12 protein-coding genes are annotated in these 15,783 nt (G+C 73.1%); 4 read left to right on the top strand and 8 right to left on the bottom strand.

All coding sequences use genetic code 11. The features are described from left to right. The first annotated feature begins 85 nt into the window (after positions 1-85). A complete protein-coding gene (locus ACGF5U_RS00885) occupies positions 86-358 on the top strand; it encodes a DUF6343 family protein (RefSeq protein WP_392714141.1) in 273 nt (90 codons plus the stop codon). A 78-nt stretch (positions 359-436) separates the two neighbouring features. On the opposite strand, the gene ACGF5U_RS00890 is transcribed toward ACGF5U_RS00885, so the two are convergent. The 4 genes from ACGF5U_RS00890 to rpsA form a co-directional block, all read right to left on the bottom strand. Next, positions 437-802, bottom strand: a complete 366-nt coding sequence (locus ACGF5U_RS00890; protein WP_392714139.1) for a tetratricopeptide repeat protein — start codon at positions 800-802, stop codon at positions 437-439. 55 nt (positions 803-857) lie between these two features. Next, positions 858-1,481: a dephospho-CoA kinase gene (coaE, locus tag ACGF5U_RS00895; RefSeq protein WP_392714138.1), complete on the bottom strand. Its 624-nt coding sequence runs from the start codon at positions 1,479-1,481 to the stop codon at positions 858-860. A 188-nt stretch (positions 1,482-1,669) separates the two neighbouring features. Continuing rightward, complete coding sequence (locus ACGF5U_RS00900; protein ID WP_392714137.1) at positions 1,670-2,608, bottom strand: PAC2 family protein; 939 nt, start codon at positions 2,606-2,608, stop codon at positions 1,670-1,672. A 430-nt stretch (positions 2,609-3,038) separates the two neighbouring features. Continuing rightward, a complete protein-coding gene (rpsA, locus tag ACGF5U_RS00905; RefSeq protein ID WP_392714135.1) occupies positions 3,039-4,541 on the bottom strand; it encodes a 30S ribosomal protein S1 in 1,503 nt (500 codons plus the stop codon). 374 nt (positions 4,542-4,915) lie between these two features. Between rpsA and ACGF5U_RS00910 the strand changes: the two genes are divergently transcribed. Together ACGF5U_RS00910 and hrpB are read left to right on the top strand one after the other, a co-directional pair. Then, on the top strand, positions 4,916-5,887 hold the full coding sequence (locus ACGF5U_RS00910) for a class I SAM-dependent methyltransferase (protein WP_392714134.1): 972 nt from the start codon (positions 4,916-4,918) through the stop codon (positions 5,885-5,887). A 4-nt stretch (positions 5,888-5,891) separates the two neighbouring features. Beyond that, the gene (hrpB, locus tag ACGF5U_RS00915) at positions 5,892-8,381 is read left to right on the top strand and encodes an ATP-dependent helicase HrpB (RefSeq protein WP_392714131.1); all 2,490 of its coding nucleotides are present in this window, start codon (positions 5,892-5,894) and stop codon (positions 8,379-8,381) included. Between the two features lie 63 nt (positions 8,382-8,444). Here the strand turns inward: hrpB and ACGF5U_RS00920 are convergent, their stop codons facing one another. The 3 genes from ACGF5U_RS00920 to ACGF5U_RS00930 all read right to left on the bottom strand — a co-directional run bounded on the left by ACGF5U_RS00920 (position 8,445) and on the right by ACGF5U_RS00930 (position 11,561). After that, positions 8,445-9,416, bottom strand: coding sequence for a DUF3068 domain-containing protein (locus tag ACGF5U_RS00920; RefSeq protein WP_392714129.1), 972 nt, complete (start codon positions 9,414-9,416; stop codon positions 8,445-8,447). Between the two features lie 14 nt (positions 9,417-9,430). Continuing rightward, positions 9,431-9,574, bottom strand: coding sequence for an SPW_0924 family protein (locus tag ACGF5U_RS00925; RefSeq protein WP_392714127.1), 144 nt, complete (start codon positions 9,572-9,574; stop codon positions 9,431-9,433). A gap of 310 nt (positions 9,575-9,884) precedes the next feature. Beyond that, a complete protein-coding gene (locus ACGF5U_RS00930; RefSeq protein WP_392714125.1) occupies positions 9,885-11,561 on the bottom strand; it encodes a lytic transglycosylase domain-containing protein in 1,677 nt (558 codons plus the stop codon). 237 nt (positions 11,562-11,798) lie between these two features. Between ACGF5U_RS00930 and ACGF5U_RS00935 the strand changes: the two genes are divergently transcribed. Continuing rightward, a complete protein-coding gene (locus ACGF5U_RS00935) occupies positions 11,799-12,662 on the top strand; it encodes a DUF4184 family protein (protein ID WP_392714123.1) in 864 nt (287 codons plus the stop codon). Positions 12,663-12,850: 188 nt separating this feature from the next. Here the strand turns inward: ACGF5U_RS00935 and polA are convergent, their stop codons facing one another. Continuing rightward, positions 12,851-15,508: a DNA polymerase I gene (gene polA / locus ACGF5U_RS00940; protein ID WP_392714406.1), complete on the bottom strand. Its 2,658-nt coding sequence runs from the start codon at positions 15,506-15,508 to the stop codon at positions 12,851-12,853. Positions 15,509-15,783: the final 275 nt, after the last annotated feature.

Here is a 15,783-nt window from a genome sequence, read left to right on the forward strand (position 1 = left end):
TGCCGGTGTCCCCCGCGTAAAGACACCGCCGCGTCATCCTGCGCGCAGCGCTCGTAGATGTCGCGTGCGGGGGTACGCGCGGAGTATGCGCACCGGCAGTGAACCGATCACCGCACGCAGCCCGCTGCGGCTGCGGTTCTGGCTGAGCCTGTGGGGTCTGATCTGGGCCGGCGCGGGCACGGCGGCCTTCTCCCTGGCGGGCCGGCCGGGGTGGGCGCTCGCCTGTGGCCTGCTGTTCCTGGTCGTCGCCGCGGACATGATCATGGTGGTACGCCATATCCGGCAGGGAGCGCACTACCAGCCCGGCCCGGACGTGCCCCCGTACGAACCGGACCACCGCCCTCCGGGCGGGAGCTGAACGATCGGCCGCGGAAGCCCCGGCGCCGGTCGGTCGGGCGTGCGGGCGCGCGGGCGCCAGTCGGTGTCGGCGCAGGCGTCAGTCGGCGTCGAAGCGGGCCGCTTCCAGGTACTCCGGCTTCGGGTCGAGGGCCGCGGCCAGCCGGAAGTGGCGGACGGCCTCGGCGGCGCGGCCCGCGCGCTGCAGGGTCCGGGCCAGGGCGAAGTGGGCGAACGAGTTGTCCGGCTCGCGTTCCAGCACGAGTGTGAACTCGGCTTCCGCCCTGCGCAGCTGAGCGGAGGCGAAGAAGGCACGGGCCCGCAGGAGCCGGGCGGCGGTGTTCTCCGGGTGCGCGGCGATCACCGAGTCGAGCAGCTTGACGGCCCCGCGAGGGTCCCGCGCGGCCAGGAGCTGTTCGGCCGCGCGGTAGTCGATGACATGGGTCTCGGGAGTGCTCTCGGACACGGTCATATCCTTCCCGCCGGCTCCGGCCGGTCAACATCTCTTCCGGGAGCGGCGGCTACCGCTGCTCCGGCGTGGGCGCGGTGCGGGCCGCGCGGGCGGCCAGCTCCTCCCAGACCTCGCGGACCTGCGGCTCCAGCGCCTCCAGGGGCCCGTCGTTGTCGATGATCAGGTCCGCGATGCCGCGCCGCTGTTCGCGGTCGGCCTGGGCGGCCATACGGGCGCGTGCGTCGTCCTCGGTCATGCCCCGCAGCCGCACGAGCCGGTCGAGCTGGGTCTCGGGGGACGCGTCCACGACCACGACCACGTCGTAGAGCGGGGCGAGCCCGTTCTCGGTGAGGAGCGGTACGTCGTGGACGACGACGGCGTCGGGCGCGGCCGCCGCCTGCAGCTCGGCGGAGCGGGCGCCGACGAGCGGGTGGACGATGCCGTTCAGGGTGGCGAGCCGCTCGGGCTCGGCGAACACGACGGAGCCGAGCTTCGCCCGGTCCAGGGTCCCCTCGGCGGTGAGGACCTCCGCCCCGAACGCGTCCACGACGGCCGCCAGCCCGGGCGTCCCGGGCTCCACGACCTCGCGGGCGATCCTGTCCGCGTCGATCAGCACCGCCCCGTACGAGACGAGGAGCCGGGACACTTCGCTCTTGCCGGCGCCGATTCCACCGGTCAGCCCTACGGTCAGCATGAGCCGAAGCTTAGGCCCTGGCTCGCCGGTTCTCACGGGCGCGGGCTCCCGTGCGGGCGGAGCGGCCGCCGGACCCGGTCGCTCGAACCACGGTCGGCGGGCGCCGCCGGACCCGGCCGGACGCGCTCACCAGACGTCGCCAGAGGTCGCCAGAGGTCGCCAGAGATCGCAGAGGCCGCTAGAGGTCGCTAGAGGTCGCCTTCCCGCTCGGCCAGGAACCGTTCGAACTCGCGGCCGATCTCGTCCGCCGACGGCAGGTCCACCGGCTCGGCGACCAGGCTGCCGCGTGTCTCGGCGCCGGCCATCGCGTCGTACTGGTGCTCCAGCCCCTGGACGAGCGCCACGAGCTCCTCGTCGCCCTCGCCGATCTGGCGCTCGATCTCGGTCTGCGTACGCCGTGCCTGCGTCCGCAGGCTGTGCGCGATGCCGGGCAGGACGAGGCCCGTCGCGGAGGTGATCGCCTCGACGGCGGTCAGCGCGGCGTCCGGGTAGGAGGACCTGGCGACATAGTGCGGAACATGGGCGGCGACACCGAGGACGTCGTGACCCGCCTCCATCAGGCGGTATTCGACGAGGGACTCGGCGCTGCCGGGTACCTGCGCCTCGTCGAAGGGGCTGCGGTGCCCGGGCACCAGGTCCGTACGGTTGCCGTGCGGGGTGAGGCCGACGGGGCGGGTGTGCGGGACGCCCATGGGGATGCCGTGGAAGTTGACCGAGAGCCGGACTCCGAGCCGCTCCACGATCTGCCGCACGGCGCGGGCGAACCGCTCCCACTCGACGTCGGGCTCAGGGCCGGACAGCAGCAGGAAGGGCGCTCCGGTGGCGTCCTGGACGAGGCGGACCTCGATCGCGGGCGTCTCGTAACCGGTCCAGCGGTCGCGCCGGAACGTGAGCAGCGGTCGGCGCGCCCGGTAGTCCACGAGCCTGTCGTGGTCGAAGCGGGCCACTACCTGGTGGGGCAGTGTCTCCAGCAGGCTCTCGACGATCTGCTCGCCGGTCTCGCCCGCGTCGATGTATCCGTCGAAGTGATAAAGCATGACCAAGCCGGCCGACTCCTGCGCCAGCGCCATGTCGGCGACGGCCAGGCCCTTCGGCTCCCATGCGTACAAATCCTGCGGATCAAGCACGATTACCGCTCCTCCTCGTGTTCACAGGAGACAACGTCGCGCGTGCCACGGGCATTCCCGCCGGCTGCGGCCGCCGGCCCCATCTCCGGGACCGCGGGGGCCTCTTGACGGCCATCGGCCCCTGCCTTGGCATGTCCACAGTCCGCCCCTCTCCGGCCCCCGGGCGGCGGACACCGGCCTCGGCCGCACCCGGAAGCCGAGCCCTGGACCGGGCCGGAAGCAGGGCCGGGCCGGAAGCAGGGCCGGGCCGGAAGCAGGGCCGGGGCGAGGACAAGGCCGGGGCGGGAGCAGGGCCGGGGCGGGAGTAGGGCCGGGGCTAGGCCAGGGCCAGGGGGCGGGAGCGGGTGCGGCAGCGGACACGACTGAGGCCCGCCCCCTTTCGGGGACGGGCCTCGGTCGTCGCTAGCTAGTCGCTAGGGGCGAGAGCTGTTCAGCTCTGGCCGCCGGCGAGCTTCTCGCGGAGGGCAGCCAGGGCCTCGTCCGACGCCAGGGCGCCGGAGTTGTCGTCCGACTCCGAGGAGTACGAACCGCCGGAGGCACCCGCCGGGGCACCGGCCGGAGCGGCGGCGCCACCCTCGGCAGCGGCGGCCTCGTCGGCCTCGCGGGACTTGATGACCTGGGCCTGGTGCTGCTCGAAGCGCTGCTGCGCCTCGGCGTACTGGGTCTCCCAGGCCTCGCGCTGCGCCTCGTAGCCCGGCAGCCAGTCGTTGGTCTCCGGGTCGAAGCCCTCGGGGTAGATGTAGTTGCCCTGGTCGTCGTAGGACGCGGCCATGCCGTACAGGGTCGGGTCGAACTCGACCGAGGCCGGGTCGGCACCGAAGGACTCGTTGGCCTGCTTCAGCGAGAGGCTGATGCGACGACGCTCGAGGTCGATGTCGATGACCTTGACGAAGATCTCGTCGTTGACCTGGACGACCTGCTCCGGGATCTCCACGTGGCGCTCGGCCAGCTCGGAGATGTGGACCAGACCCTCGATGCCCTCGTCCACACGGACGAACGCGCCGAACGGAACCAGCTTCGTGACCTTACCCGGGACGACCTGACCGATCTGGTGGGTCCGGGCGAACTGCTGCCACGGGTCCTCCTGCGTCGCCTTCAGCGACAGGGAGACACGCTCGCGGTCCATGTCGACGTCGAGAACCTCGACGGTGACCTCCTGGCCGACCTCGACAACCTCGGACGGGTGGTCGATGTGCTTCCAGGACAGCTCGGAGACGTGCACCAGGCCGTCGACGCCACCCAGGTCCACGAAGGCACCGAAGTTGACGATCGAGGACACGACGCCGGAGCGGACCTGACCCTTCTGCAGGGTCGTGAGGAACGTCTGGCGGACCTCGGACTGGGTCTGCTCCAGCCAGGCACGGCGGGACAGGACCACGTTGTTGCGGTTCTTGTCCAGCTCGATGATCTTCGCCTCGAGCTCCTTGCCGACGTACGGCTGGAGGTCGCGGACGCGGCGCATCTCGACCAGCGAGGCCGGGAGGAAGCCGCGGAGGCCGATGTCGAGGATGAGACCACCCTTGACGACCTCGATGACGGTACCGGTGACGATGCCGTCCTCTTCCTTGATCTTCTCGATGGTGCCCCAGGCACGCTCGTACTGGGCGCGCTTCTTCGAGAGGATCAGGCGGCCTTCCTTGTCCTCCTTCTGGAGAACCAGGGCCTCGATCTCGTCGCCGACCTTGACGACCTCGTTCGGGTCGACGTCGTGCTTGATCGAGAGCTCGCGGCTCGGGATGACACCTTCGGTCTTGTAACCGATGTCGAGCAGGACCTCGTCCCGGTCGACCTTCACGATGACGCCGTCGACGATGTCGCCGTCGTTGAAGTACTTGATCGTCTCGTCGATCGCGGCGAGGAAGGCTTCCTCGTTACCGATGTCGTTGACCGCAACCTGCGGGGTGGTGGCGGTGGTCTCGGTGCTGCTCGTCATGTGGGAAAGGGCTCCGGTGCGGACATTGAAGTCGTAGGTACTGCTACGCCGAGAGCCCGTATCGCCTCTGCAGAAGACCGGACAGCCAAGGAAGCGCACGCCCGACAAGGGTGACGCCTCGAGAACCGAGGGGACATACATACAGATGCGAGCGCGGCCTGCTCCGTCTGAGGCACGCAGGCCCGCAGCGCAACCTTTAGCATACGGGGACGGCCGGACACGGTCAATGCGCGAAGGCGCCCACCCGGGGCGGATCCCCGCATACCCGGCACAACTATCGTGGCCCGAGGCCGTCGTGGCCCCTGAACCATGACACGACACGCGCCCGGCACGTACGCCGACGGCGCTGTGCGCAAACTACAACGGCGGGCGGGATGATCCAAGAGTACGAGCGCGAGTTCGAGTCCGGGCGCGGGACCGCGCACGCTCCCGGACCGGGGTCCGGGGCCACTGCGGGAGGGGTTTCCGGGGCCGCTTCCGGGGCCACTGCCGGAGGGGTCCCCGAGGCCGGCGAGTACGGGACCGAGGCCACCCGGCGCCCGGCCGGCGACGTGGAGAGCAGCCGGGCCAGCCGCGGCTGGTGGGACCGGAACGCCGACGAGTACCAGAGCGAACACGGAGGGTTCCTCGGCGACGACCGGTTCGTGTGGGGCCCCGAGGGGCTGGACGAGGCGGAGGCCGGGCTGCTGGGCCCCGCCGGTTCGCTGCGGGGCCGCGACGTACTGGAGATCGGCGCGGGCGCCGCGCAGTGCTCCCGCTGGCTGGCCGCGCGGGGCGCCCGGCCGGTGGCGCTGGACCTGTCCCACCGGCAGCTCCAGCACGCGCTGCGGATCGGCGGCGGGATCCCCCTGGTGGAGGCGGACGCCGGGGCCCTGCCCTTCCGGGACGGCTCCTTCGACCTGGCGTGCTCGGCGTACGGGGCGGTGCCCTTCGTGGCCGACCCGGTGAGGGTCTTCCGGGAGGTGCGCCGGGTGCTGCGGCCGGGCGGCCGGTGGGTGTTCTCGGTGACGCACCCGATCCGCTGGGCGTTCCCCGACGAGCCGGGCCCCGAGGGCCTGTCCGTCGCCGCGTCCTATTTCGACCGTACGCCGTACGTCGAGCAGGACGAGGAGGGGCGGGCGGTCTACGTCGAGCACCACCGGACGCTGGGCGACCGCGTACGGGACGTGGTGGCGGCCGGGTTCCGGCTGGTGGACCTGGTCGAGCCGGAGTGGCCCGCCTGGAACAGCCAGGAGTGGGGCGGCTGGTCGCCGCTGCGCGGAAACCTGATCCCGGGAACGGCGATCTTCGTGTGCGAGCGGGACGCGACGCCGGTCCCCGGGGCCGATGGCCGGCGGAGGGGCTGAGCACGTGATCCGCGACGAGGGCACGCGCCTGCCCGTGAGCGCCGCCCTGCCCGCGCTGGAGCGGGCACTCGACGGGCACGGGGCGGCCGTGCTGTGCGCGCCGCCCGGCACCGGCAAGACGACCCTGGTGCCGCTCGTGCTGGCCGAGCGGGGTGCCCGCGTGGTGGTCGCCGAGCCGCGCCGGATCGCGGCACGCGCGGCGGCCCGGCGGATGGCGTGGCTGCTCGGCGAGCGGGTGGGCGGCCGGGTCGGTTTCACGGTGCGCGGCGAGCGGGCCGTCTCCCGGGAGACGGTGGTCGAGGTCGTGACCACCGGTGTGCTGCTGCAGCGGCTCCAGCGGGACCAGGAACTGGCCGGCACCGATGTGGTGATCATCGACGAGTGCCATGAGCGGCATCTGGACGCCGACACGGTCGCCGCGTTCCTGCTGGACGTACGGCAGACGCTCCGGCCCGAGCTGCGGCTGGTCGCCGCGTCCGCGACCACGGACGCCGACGGCTGGGCCCGCCTGCTGGGCGACGCGCCCGTGGTCGAGGCGACGGGTACGGCGTATCCGGTGGAGGTGGTGTGGGCGCCGCCGTCGGGGCCGGTGCGGCCGCCGCACGGCATGAGGGTGGACCCGGCGCTGACCGCGCACGTCGCGTCCGTGGTGCGGCGGGCGCTGGCCGAACGTGACGGGGACGTGCTGTGCTTCCTGCCCGGCGTCGGGGAGATCGCCCGGGTGGCCGGGCTGCTGTCCGGGGCCGGTGCGGAGGTGCTCCAGGTGCACGGGCGGGCGCCGGGGGCCGTGCAGGACGCGGTCCTGGCGGGTTCGGCGTCAGGCCGCCGCGTGGTCCTCGCGACAGCGGTGGCGGAGTCGTCGCTGACGGTGCCGGGAGTGCGGGTCGTGGTCGACTCGGGCCTGGCGCGCGAGCCGCGCGTGGACCATGCCCGGGGGCTGAGCGCGCTGACGACGGTACGGGCGTCCAGGGCTGCCGCCCGACAGCGCGCCGGCCGTGCGGGCCGTGAGGCTCCGGGCGTGGTGTACCGGTGCTGGGCGGAGGCGGAGGACCCGCGGCTGCCCCGGTTCCCGGCGCCGGAGATCCGGATCGCGGATCTGACGGGGTTCGCGTTGCAGGCGGCCCACTGGGGCGACCCGGACGCGACGGGGCTGGCTCTGCTGGACCCGCCGCCCTCGGGCGCCATGGCCGCGGCCCGGTCGGTGCTCGCCGCGATCGGCGCGGTGGACGCGGCGGGCCGGGTCACGGACCGGGGCGTACGGATGGCCCGCATGGGCCTGCACCCCCGGCTTGCCCGGGCGCTGCTGGACGGGGCGCCCCGGGTGGGCGTGCGGCGGGCGGCGGAGGTCGTGGCGCTGCTGAGCGAGGAGCCGCCACGCGAGTACGGCGACGATCTGGCGGCCGCGTGGCGCGCCGCGCGCCGGGGCGGCGACGCCTACAGCGCCCGCTGGCGGCAGGAGTCCCGCCGACTGGCGTCCCAGCTGGACGGCGCGGCCGGTGGGGAGGCGCGGGGCGGGGACGCTCCGGGTGACGATGCCGTGGCCGGGCTCGTGACCGCGCTGGCCTTCCCGGAACGGGTGGCACGCGCGCGTGGCGGCGGCGCGTTCCTGATGGCGTCGGGTACCGGGGCCGAGGTGCCGGACGGCTCGGGCCTGCGGGGTGCGCCGTGGCTGGCCGTCGCGGTCGCCGACCGGCCCGCGCACGCCGCGTCCGCGCGGGTGCGGCTCGCCGCCGTCGCCGACGAGGACATCGCGCGGGACGCGGCGCGGCCGCTGCTCGTCGCGGGCGACGAGGTCCACTGGGAGGACGGCGACGTCGTCGCCCGGTCCGTGGAACGGCTGGGCGCGGTCGAGCTGACCGTACGCCCGCTGAGGGAGCCCGGTCCCCCGGCGGTGCGGGCCGCCCTGCTGGAGGGGTTGCGGCGCGAGGGCCCGGGGCTGCTGCGCTGGTCCCGCGAGGCGTCCGGGTTGCGGGAGCGGCTGGCGTTCCTGCACGACGCCCTGGGCGGGCCGTGGCCGGACGTGTCGGACGCCGCGCTGCTGGAGCGTGCGGAGGAGTGGCTGGAGCCGGAGCTGTCGCGCGCCCGTCGCCGGGCCGACCTGGGGCGCGTCGACGCCGGGGAGGGTCTGCGGCGGCTGCTGCCGTGGGCGAGCGGGGACGCGGGGCGGCTGGACGAGCTGGCGCCGGAGCGGATCGAGGTGCCGAGCGGTTCGCGGATACAGGTCCGGTACGGGGGCGGGCAGCCCGTCCTGGCCGTGAAGCTCCAGGAGATGTTCGGTCTGACCGAGACGCCGCGCCTGGCGGGCGTACCTGTGCTGGTGCATCTGCTGTCCCCCGCCGGGCGGCCCGCGGCCGTGACGGCGGACCTCGCGTCGTTCTGGCGGGACGGCTACCGGTCCGTGCGCGCGGAGTTGCGCGGCCGCTATCCGAAGCACCCGTGGCCGGAGGACCCCTCGACGGCGGAGCCGACGCGGCGTACGAACACCCGGCGCTGATCAGCCGGTCAGCCGGTCGGTCGGCCGGTCAGCTGGCGGTCGGTCAGTCGGCCGGTCGGCCGGTCAGCTGGTCGGCCGGTCACGGGCGGGGGCGCGGCGGCCGCGGGCTTCCAGCCACAGCGCGAGCGCGAACAGCGCCGCGGCGAGGACGATGAAGCCCCACGGCAGGTACGACGTCATCAGGAGCACCAGCGTGCGCTGGGATGCGACCAGGTCGACGGTGTGGTCGAGGTAGTCCTCGCGCATCCTGACGTGCCCGGCGAACGCGGTGACCTTGTCCCGGCCGCCGAGGAGGGTGCCGCCGCGCAGCTCCTCGCGGTGGATCTCCTCGCCGTTCACGGGCGCGCCGGTGACGGGTTCGACCCAGAACATCCGCTTGGTGGTGTACCAGCGGGTGGTGCCGGTCTGCCGCTCCAGCCGCGTCGCGTCGATGCCGGGCAGTGGCATCTTCCGGGGGTACGGGACCTTCGTCCAGGGAATGGTCTGCTCGAAGTAGTAGACCTCCAGGCCACGGAAGGTACGGGTGCCCTTGTACTGGATGGGCGCGGAGGTACGGGTCTGCGCGTCGAAGTAGGTGTAGTCCCGCTTCTGGGTGAGGAACGGCCATTTGAACTCGATGCCCTCGCGCCGCACCGGGTGGCCGTCGACGGACTCGCCGGTCGCGTGGACGGGTGCCTGGGTGTGGGCGTCGAAGATGTAGCGCTCGGGGATCTGGGAGACCGTCGCGCCGTCGGGGCCGACGACGTGGGACAGGGCGTCCCAGACGACGACGTCGCGGCCGGCGTCCCGTTCGATCCTGCGGGACTCCTCCACGTTGCCCTTGAGGGTCTGGACGATGGTGACCTTCTCCACCTGTTCCGCCCGCATCGTGTCGTACTGGAGGAGGGTCGCGGGCCGGGCCTCCAGCACCATCTCCTGGTACTGGCCCGCGGGGATCCTGGCGAGCCGGGGGAAGGCGTACCAGCGCAGTGTCGGCGCCATGGCGGCGAGGCAGACGGCGAGGGCGATGAGGACGAGGCCGGCTCGGCGGCGCATGCGGACCCGTCCTCCTACTTCCCGGGTCCGGGCGGCACGGTGGTGAGCAGTGGGCGGGGCGAGGTCTCGCCCTCGGGTACGAGGTCCACGACGGCGAGGAGCAGCATGAGGAGGAGGGCGGGAACCAGTCCGATGGCGGCGGCTGCGAGGGCGCGCATGGTCGACCTCCCGGAACGGGATCTGATGATGCGTCAGGTCGGGGGTTGGCACCGTAGCAATCGCGCCGCGAGATGAGAACACACGGAGAGCACGCGAGAACACAGGGGACCGCGGGACAGGCCGGGCAGGCCGGGCGGGCTGGGCCGCGTGGGGGTGGCGAGGGGTGAACCGGTGGGTGCGCATCGGCGGGACGCACCGGCAGGGCGCACGGGGTGGGTGTGGACCGGCGGGGTGAGCGTGTGGGGCGTGAACGCGTCGTGCCGTCCCCCGTTGCGGAGGGACGGCACGCGGGTGGGCGTCGCGGACGGATCAGGCGATCGTGAGCTCGACGTCGAGCGTCACGCCGCCCGCCGCGCCGATGCGCAGCAGGAAGGTGCCCGTCTGGCCGTCCGCGTAGATCCTCGGCAGCTGGAGCGTGCCGTCGGCGCCGGTCTTCAGGCCGGTGAGGGTACGGATCGGGTTGCCCTGCTCGTCCTTGAAGTAGGGGCCCTTGTCGTTGACCTCTCCGCCTTCCGCCGTAGTGATCATGGTGGCGGTGAGGGCGACACCGGAGATCGCGTTCCCCCGGTACGTCGTCTTCACGACCAGCGGGTCGGCGAACTCGGCGCCCGGCGCGGCCGTCAGGGCCTTGCCGTCCGTCCTGGTCAGGGCGTCGGCCTGACGGGCGGTGACGGTCGCGGGATAGTCGACGCGGAGCGTCGTACGGCGGGCCACGCTCGCCCGTACCGTGAACTCGCCGGTTCGCTCACCGGCGAGGATGGCGGGCGCGACGGCCGTGCCGGTGCTGCCCGTGACGACGGTGACACTGGTGGTGCCGCCCGCGAACCGGGCCTCCGTGGTGCCGACGATCTCGAAGACGACGGGAACCTTGGCGACCGGCCTGCCCTGCTCGTTGAGCGTCACCACCTGGGGCCGCTCGGCGAACTGGGAGCCCGCCGTCGCGGTCAGCGCCCCGGTCCCGGCGTCAGCGATCCGCGTCACCGTCTCGGCGGGCGCGGGGGTCGGCGTGGGTGTCGGGGTGGGGGTCGGCGTGGGCGTCGGGGTAGGTGTCGGCGATGGCTTGGCGGGGACCGACGGGCCCGGGGTGGGCGTCGTCGGCTTCGGCGTGGGCGTGGCGCCTGAACCGGACGGGACGGGCGTCGGCTTCGGGACGGTGATGACGCCGTCGTCGCTGCGGTCGGCCGGCAGGACACCCGTGCCGTCGGGAACCTGGTGGGTGCCGCGCTTGTAGAACTCGAACCAGGAGAGCACCGTCCGCAGGTACTCCTGCGAGCGGTTGTAGCTGAGGATCGCCTTGTCCAGGTCCGCCTTGAGCGCGAGGTCACGGCTGTTGGCGCACAGGTACATGCCGGCGGCCTGCGCGGCGTCGTAGATGTTGTTGGGGTCCTTGCGGCCGTCGGCGTTGGCGTCCTGGCCCCAGCTCGCCCAGGTGGACGGGATGAACTGCATGGGGCCGACCGCGCGGTCGTACTTCTTGTCGCCGTCGTACGCGCCGCCGTCGGTGTCGGAGATGTTGGCGAAGCCGACACCGTTGAGGACGGGGCCGAGGATCGGGGAGAACGTGGTGCCGTTGGCGTCGACACGGCCGCCGCGCGCCTGGCCGGACTCGACCTTGCCGATGCCCGCCAGGAGCTGCCACGGGAGGTTGCAGCCGGGCTTGACGCTCTTCACGTACTGCTCGGCCTGCTTGTACGCGGCGAGCACGGTCGTGGGTATACCCGACTCGGCCGGCCCCGCCACCGGCATGTCGATGACACCGCCGGGCTTGTTGGGGCTGTTGAGCGGCGGCAGGTCGGTGTAGTACGGCGAGTCACCGGTCGCCGATTCGCCCGCGCCGGGCGTCGTCGCGTCGGCGGTCGGCTGGTCGCCCGCACCGGCGGGTGTGACACCCGGCGCCTGCGAGGCGGAAAGAGCGGCTACAGCAGCGGCCGCTACCGCGGTGCTGGTGGCCCCCTTGCGCAGCCGACGGCCGATGTGCGCTGCCATTCGTGTGGTCCCTCCCCGTGGACGACTGCCTGCGCTCCCCAGCGCCAGGACTCTGGCGACCCTACGTCAACTCCTGGCGCGGACACACCGCTCCGTGACCGCTTTTCACGGTTTCGTCACCTCTGCGCCGCAGGTCGGAGCATTTTTGACCTCCCGCATACTGAGGGAGACCAGGCTTCGTCAAGCCGCGCGGCCCATCAGGCCGTCGGGGGAATCCACTTCGGGGTACGCCACCACATGCCTTTCACACTCAGCCATGCCGTCGCCGTCCTGCCCGGGATACGGAGGTCCGGCGCCGCTCGCGGTCCGCTGGTCGCCTCGGCGCTCGTCATGGGCTCCTTCGCGCCCGACACGACCTACTTCGCGGACAGTGTGCTGCCCGGCGCGATGCTCTTCGGGGACGTGACGCACAGCCTGCCAGGCATCCTCACCGTCGACGCGGCCATCACGGGGGCGCTGGTCGCGACGTGGCTGATGGTGCGTGAGCCGCTGCTGGCGCTGGTACCGGGACGTCTGCGGGCGCGGGTGGCCGCGCTGGCGCGGGGGCGGGCGTGGCGCGAGCGGCGGCCTGTGGCGCTGGCGTTCTGGTTCTACGTGTCGGCGGTCATCGGGGCGACCACCCATGTGGTCTGGGACCTGTTCACGCATCCCGGCCGGTGGGGCACCGAAGTGCTGCCCGTCCTGGGCGAGGTCGTCGGGGGCTTCCCGGTGTACCAGTACGCGCAGTACGGCGGTTCGGCGCTGGCGCTGGGCGTCCTGGGCTGGTTCGTCACGAGCGCGGCGCGCCGCGCGGACGCGGGCGGCGACGCGGGCACCGGCGACAGTGACGGTGGCGGTGCGGCCGAGAGGGGCCGCGCGGTGGAGGCCGGGGTGCCGGTGTTGGACCGGCGGGGCCGGTGGCTGGCCGGGGGGCTGCTCGGGGTGTGCGTGGCGGTGGGTGTCGCCCATCGGTGCGCCCGCTGGTACGCGTCCTGGGGGCGGATCGACACGCCCCTGGACATCATCCCGACCGCGTGCTTCGGCGCCGGCGCCGGACTGGCGGCCGGGCTGGTGATCTACGGCGCCGGCATGCGGCTGTGGACGGCCGGCACCCGCGCCTGACCGGCCGGCGGCCCGCAGCGAGAGCTCCCGCACCCCGCGCCCGGCCGGACCGGCGGGGGTCCGACCGGGCGCGCGACGTTCTCCGGCCCGGGGCGCGAGGCAGCCCGCGTCCACGCGCGTGCGCACGCGGCTGTACGGGTCGGCGCGCGCCATACGGGTCGGCGCGCGCCCGCACCCGTCCGTACGGGTCAGTGCGCGGCGGACTCCCAGTCCTCGCCGACGCCGACGGAGACGTCCAGCGGAGCCCGCAGTTCGACGGCCGTCGACATCTCGTGCCGGACGATCTCCTCCACCCGCTCGCGCTCACCGGGGGCGAGCTCCAGCACGATTTCGTCGTGGACCTGGAGCAGTATCCGGGTGTCGAGGCCCGCCTCGGTCAGCGCCCGGTCGACATTGAGCATGGCGACCTTGACGATGTCGGCGGCCGTGCCCTGGATGGGGGCGTTCAGCGCCATCCGCTCGGCCGCCTCGCGGCGCTGGCGGTTGTCGCTGTTGAGGTCCGGGAGGTATCGGCGGCGGCCGAGCATCGTCGCCGTGTAGCCGGTCGCCCTCGCCTCGTCGACGACCCGGCGCAGATAGTCCCGGACGCCGCCGAACCGCTCGAAGTAGGTGTCCATCAGCGCCCGCGCCTCGGCCGCCTCGATGTTCAGCTGCTGCGAGAGACCGAACGCGGACAGGCCGTAGGCCAGGCCGTACGACATGGCCTTGATCTTGCGCCGCATCTCCGCGTCGACGGACGACTTGTCGACGCCGAACACCTGCGACGCGACGGTGGTGTGCAGGTCCTCGCCGGAGGTGAACGCCTCGATGAGGCCCTCGTCCTCGGACAGGTGCGCCATGACGCGCAGTTCGATCTGGCTGTAGTCGGCCGTCATCAGCGCGTCGAAGCCGTCGCCGACGACGAAGCCCCGCCTGATGGCCCGGCCCTCGTCCGTACGGACCGGGATGTTCTGCAGGTTGGGATCGGTCGAGGACAGCCGGCCCGTCGCCGCCACCGTCTGGTTGAACGTGGTGTGGATACGGCCGTCGGGCGCGACCGTCTTGATGAGGCCCTCGACCGTGACGCGGAGCTTGGCCTGCTCCCGGTGGCGCAGCATGATGACGGGCAGCTCGTGCTCGGTCTGCGCGGCCAGCCACGCCAGCGCGTCCGCGTCCGTGGTCCAGCCCGTCTTGGTCTTCTTCGTCTTGGGCAGGCTCAGCTCGCCGAAGAGGACCTCCTGGAGCTGCTTCGGGGAGCCGAGGTTGAACTCGTGCCCGACCGAGGCGTGCGCCTCCTTCACGGCCTGCTGCACCGCGCCGGCGAACTGCTGCTCCATGGCCTCCAGGTGCGGCCGGTCCGCGGCGATGCCGTGCCGCTCCAGCCGGGCCAGCAGCTCGGACGTCGGCAGCTCCACGTCGTGCAGGAGCCGCGTGGCGCCGACCTCTTCGAGGCGTCCGGCGAACGCCGCGCCCAGGTCGAGGACCGCGCGGGCCTGGGTCATCAGGGCATCGGCCTCGGCGGTGTCGTCCGCGCCGAACGCGAGCTGCCCGTCGGGCGCGGCCGCGGGCGCGAGCTCCCGGCCCAGGTACTCGATGGACAGGGTGTCCAGCGCGAAGGAGCGGCGGCCGGGCTTGACCAGGTAGGCGGCGAGCGCGGTGTCCATGGTGACGCCCGCGACGCTCCAGCCGTGCTCCGGGAAGACCCGCATGGCGCCCTTGGCGTTGTGCAGGACCTTCGGCCTGGCCGGGTCGGCGATCCAGGCGGCGAACGCCCGCTCGTCGGCCTCGTCCAGCTGCGACGGGTCGAACCAGGCGGCCGCGCCGTCGGCCGCGGCGAGGGCGACCTCGGCGACATGGCCGGCGCCCAGCGCCCAGGTGTCCACGGTGGCCATGCCGAGCGGTTGCCCGCCGTGCCGCTCCAGCCACGGCGCGACCTCGCCCGCGCCCAGCACCGAACCGTCCAGCTCCACTCCGGCGGCCGGCGCCGGGGCCTCCTCCTCCGCCGCGCCCGGGTCCACCGCGAGGAGCCGCTCGCGCAGGCTCGGGTTGCGGATCTCCAGGACCTCCAGGAAGCCCTTGAGCGCGGACCTGTCGTAGGGGGCGCGCTCCAGCTCGGCCACGCTCCTGGGCAGCTCCACGTCCCGGACGAGCTCGGTCAGGTGGCGGTTGAGCTTGACGGACTCCAGGTGGTCGCGCAGCGCCTGGCCGACCTTGCCCTTGACCTCGTCGGCCCGTGCGACCAGTTCGGCGAACGAACCGAACTGGTTGATCCACTTCGTGGCGGTCTTCTCACCGACACCCGGGATGCCCGGCAGGTTGTCGGACGGGTCGCCGCGCAGCGCCGCGAAGTCCGGGTACTGGCTCGGCGACAGCCCGTACTTCTCCTGGACCTTCTCCGGCGTGAACCGGGTCAGCTCCGAGACGCCCTTGGTGGGGTACAGCACGGTGACGTGGTCGGAGACCAGCTGGAAGGAGTCCCGGTCGCCGGTGACGATCAGCACCTCGAACCCCGCGGCCTCCGCCTGGGTCGCGAGGGTCGCGATGATGTCATCGGCCTCGAAGCCCTCCACGGCGAACCGCACCGCGTTCATCGTGTCGAGCAGCTCGCCGATCAGCTCGACCTGCCCCTTGAACTCGTCCGGGGTGGTCGAACGGTTCGCCTTGTACTCGGGGAAGTCCGCCGAGCGCCACGTCTTGCGCGACACGTCGAACGCCACCGCGAAGTGCGTGGGCGCCTCGTCGCGCAGCGTGTTCGCCAGCATCGACGCGAAGCCGTACACGGCGTTGGTCGTCTGGCCGCTCACGGTGCTGAAGTTCTCCGCGGGCAGCGCGAAGAACGCCCGGTACGCCAGAGAGTGCCCGTCCATGAGGAGCAGGCGCGGACGGTCTTGTGCGGTCTTCTTCGATGCTGTCTCAGCCACGCAGACGATCCTGCCACGGACCACTGACACTCATGGACCACCGCCCGGACCGGGGCCGCCCCGGCGGGGCGCCGGCAGGCACCCGCTGAGGCTTGGCGGCCGCCCCGGCGGGCCGCGGGCAGGCGCCTGCTGAGGCTTGGCGGCCGCCCCGGCGGGGCGCCGCCGGGCTCGGCGTCACGCGTTGTCGGTGCGGCGTGACAGGATCGAAGAAGACGTCAGCA

The organism is Streptomyces sp. NPDC047886, assembly GCF_043204435.1.
Classification (GTDB): Bacteria; Actinomycetota; Actinomycetes; order Streptomycetales; family Streptomycetaceae; genus Streptomyces.

Coding starts and splice junctions, on each gene's coding strand:
- ACGF5U_RS00885 (WP_392714141.1), top strand. CDS start 86: ATGCGCACCGGCAGTGAACCGATCACCGCACGCAGCCCGCTGCGGCTG.
- coaE (WP_392714138.1), bottom strand. CDS start 1,481: ATGCTGACCGTAGGGCTGACCGGTGGAATCGGCGCCGGCAAGAGCGAA.
- rpsA (WP_392714135.1), bottom strand. CDS start 4,541: ATGACGAGCAGCACCGAGACCACCGCCACCACCCCGCAGGTTGCGGTC.
- ACGF5U_RS00910 (WP_392714134.1), top strand. CDS start 4,916: ATGATCCAAGAGTACGAGCGCGAGTTCGAGTCCGGGCGCGGGACCGCG.
- ACGF5U_RS00920 (WP_392714129.1), bottom strand. CDS start 9,416: ATGCGCCGCCGAGCCGGCCTCGTCCTCATCGCCCTCGCCGTCTGCCTC.
- ACGF5U_RS00925 (WP_392714127.1), bottom strand. CDS start 9,574: ATGCGCGCCCTCGCAGCCGCCGCCATCGGACTGGTTCCCGCCCTCCTC.
- ACGF5U_RS00930 (WP_392714125.1), bottom strand. CDS start 11,561: ATGGCAGCGCACATCGGCCGTCGGCTGCGCAAGGGGGCCACCAGCACC.
- ACGF5U_RS00935 (WP_392714123.1), top strand. CDS start 11,799: ATGCCTTTCACACTCAGCCATGCCGTCGCCGTCCTGCCCGGGATACGG.
- polA (WP_392714406.1), bottom strand. CDS start 15,508: ATGGACGGGCACTCTCTGGCGTACCGGGCGTTCTTCGCGCTGCCCGCG.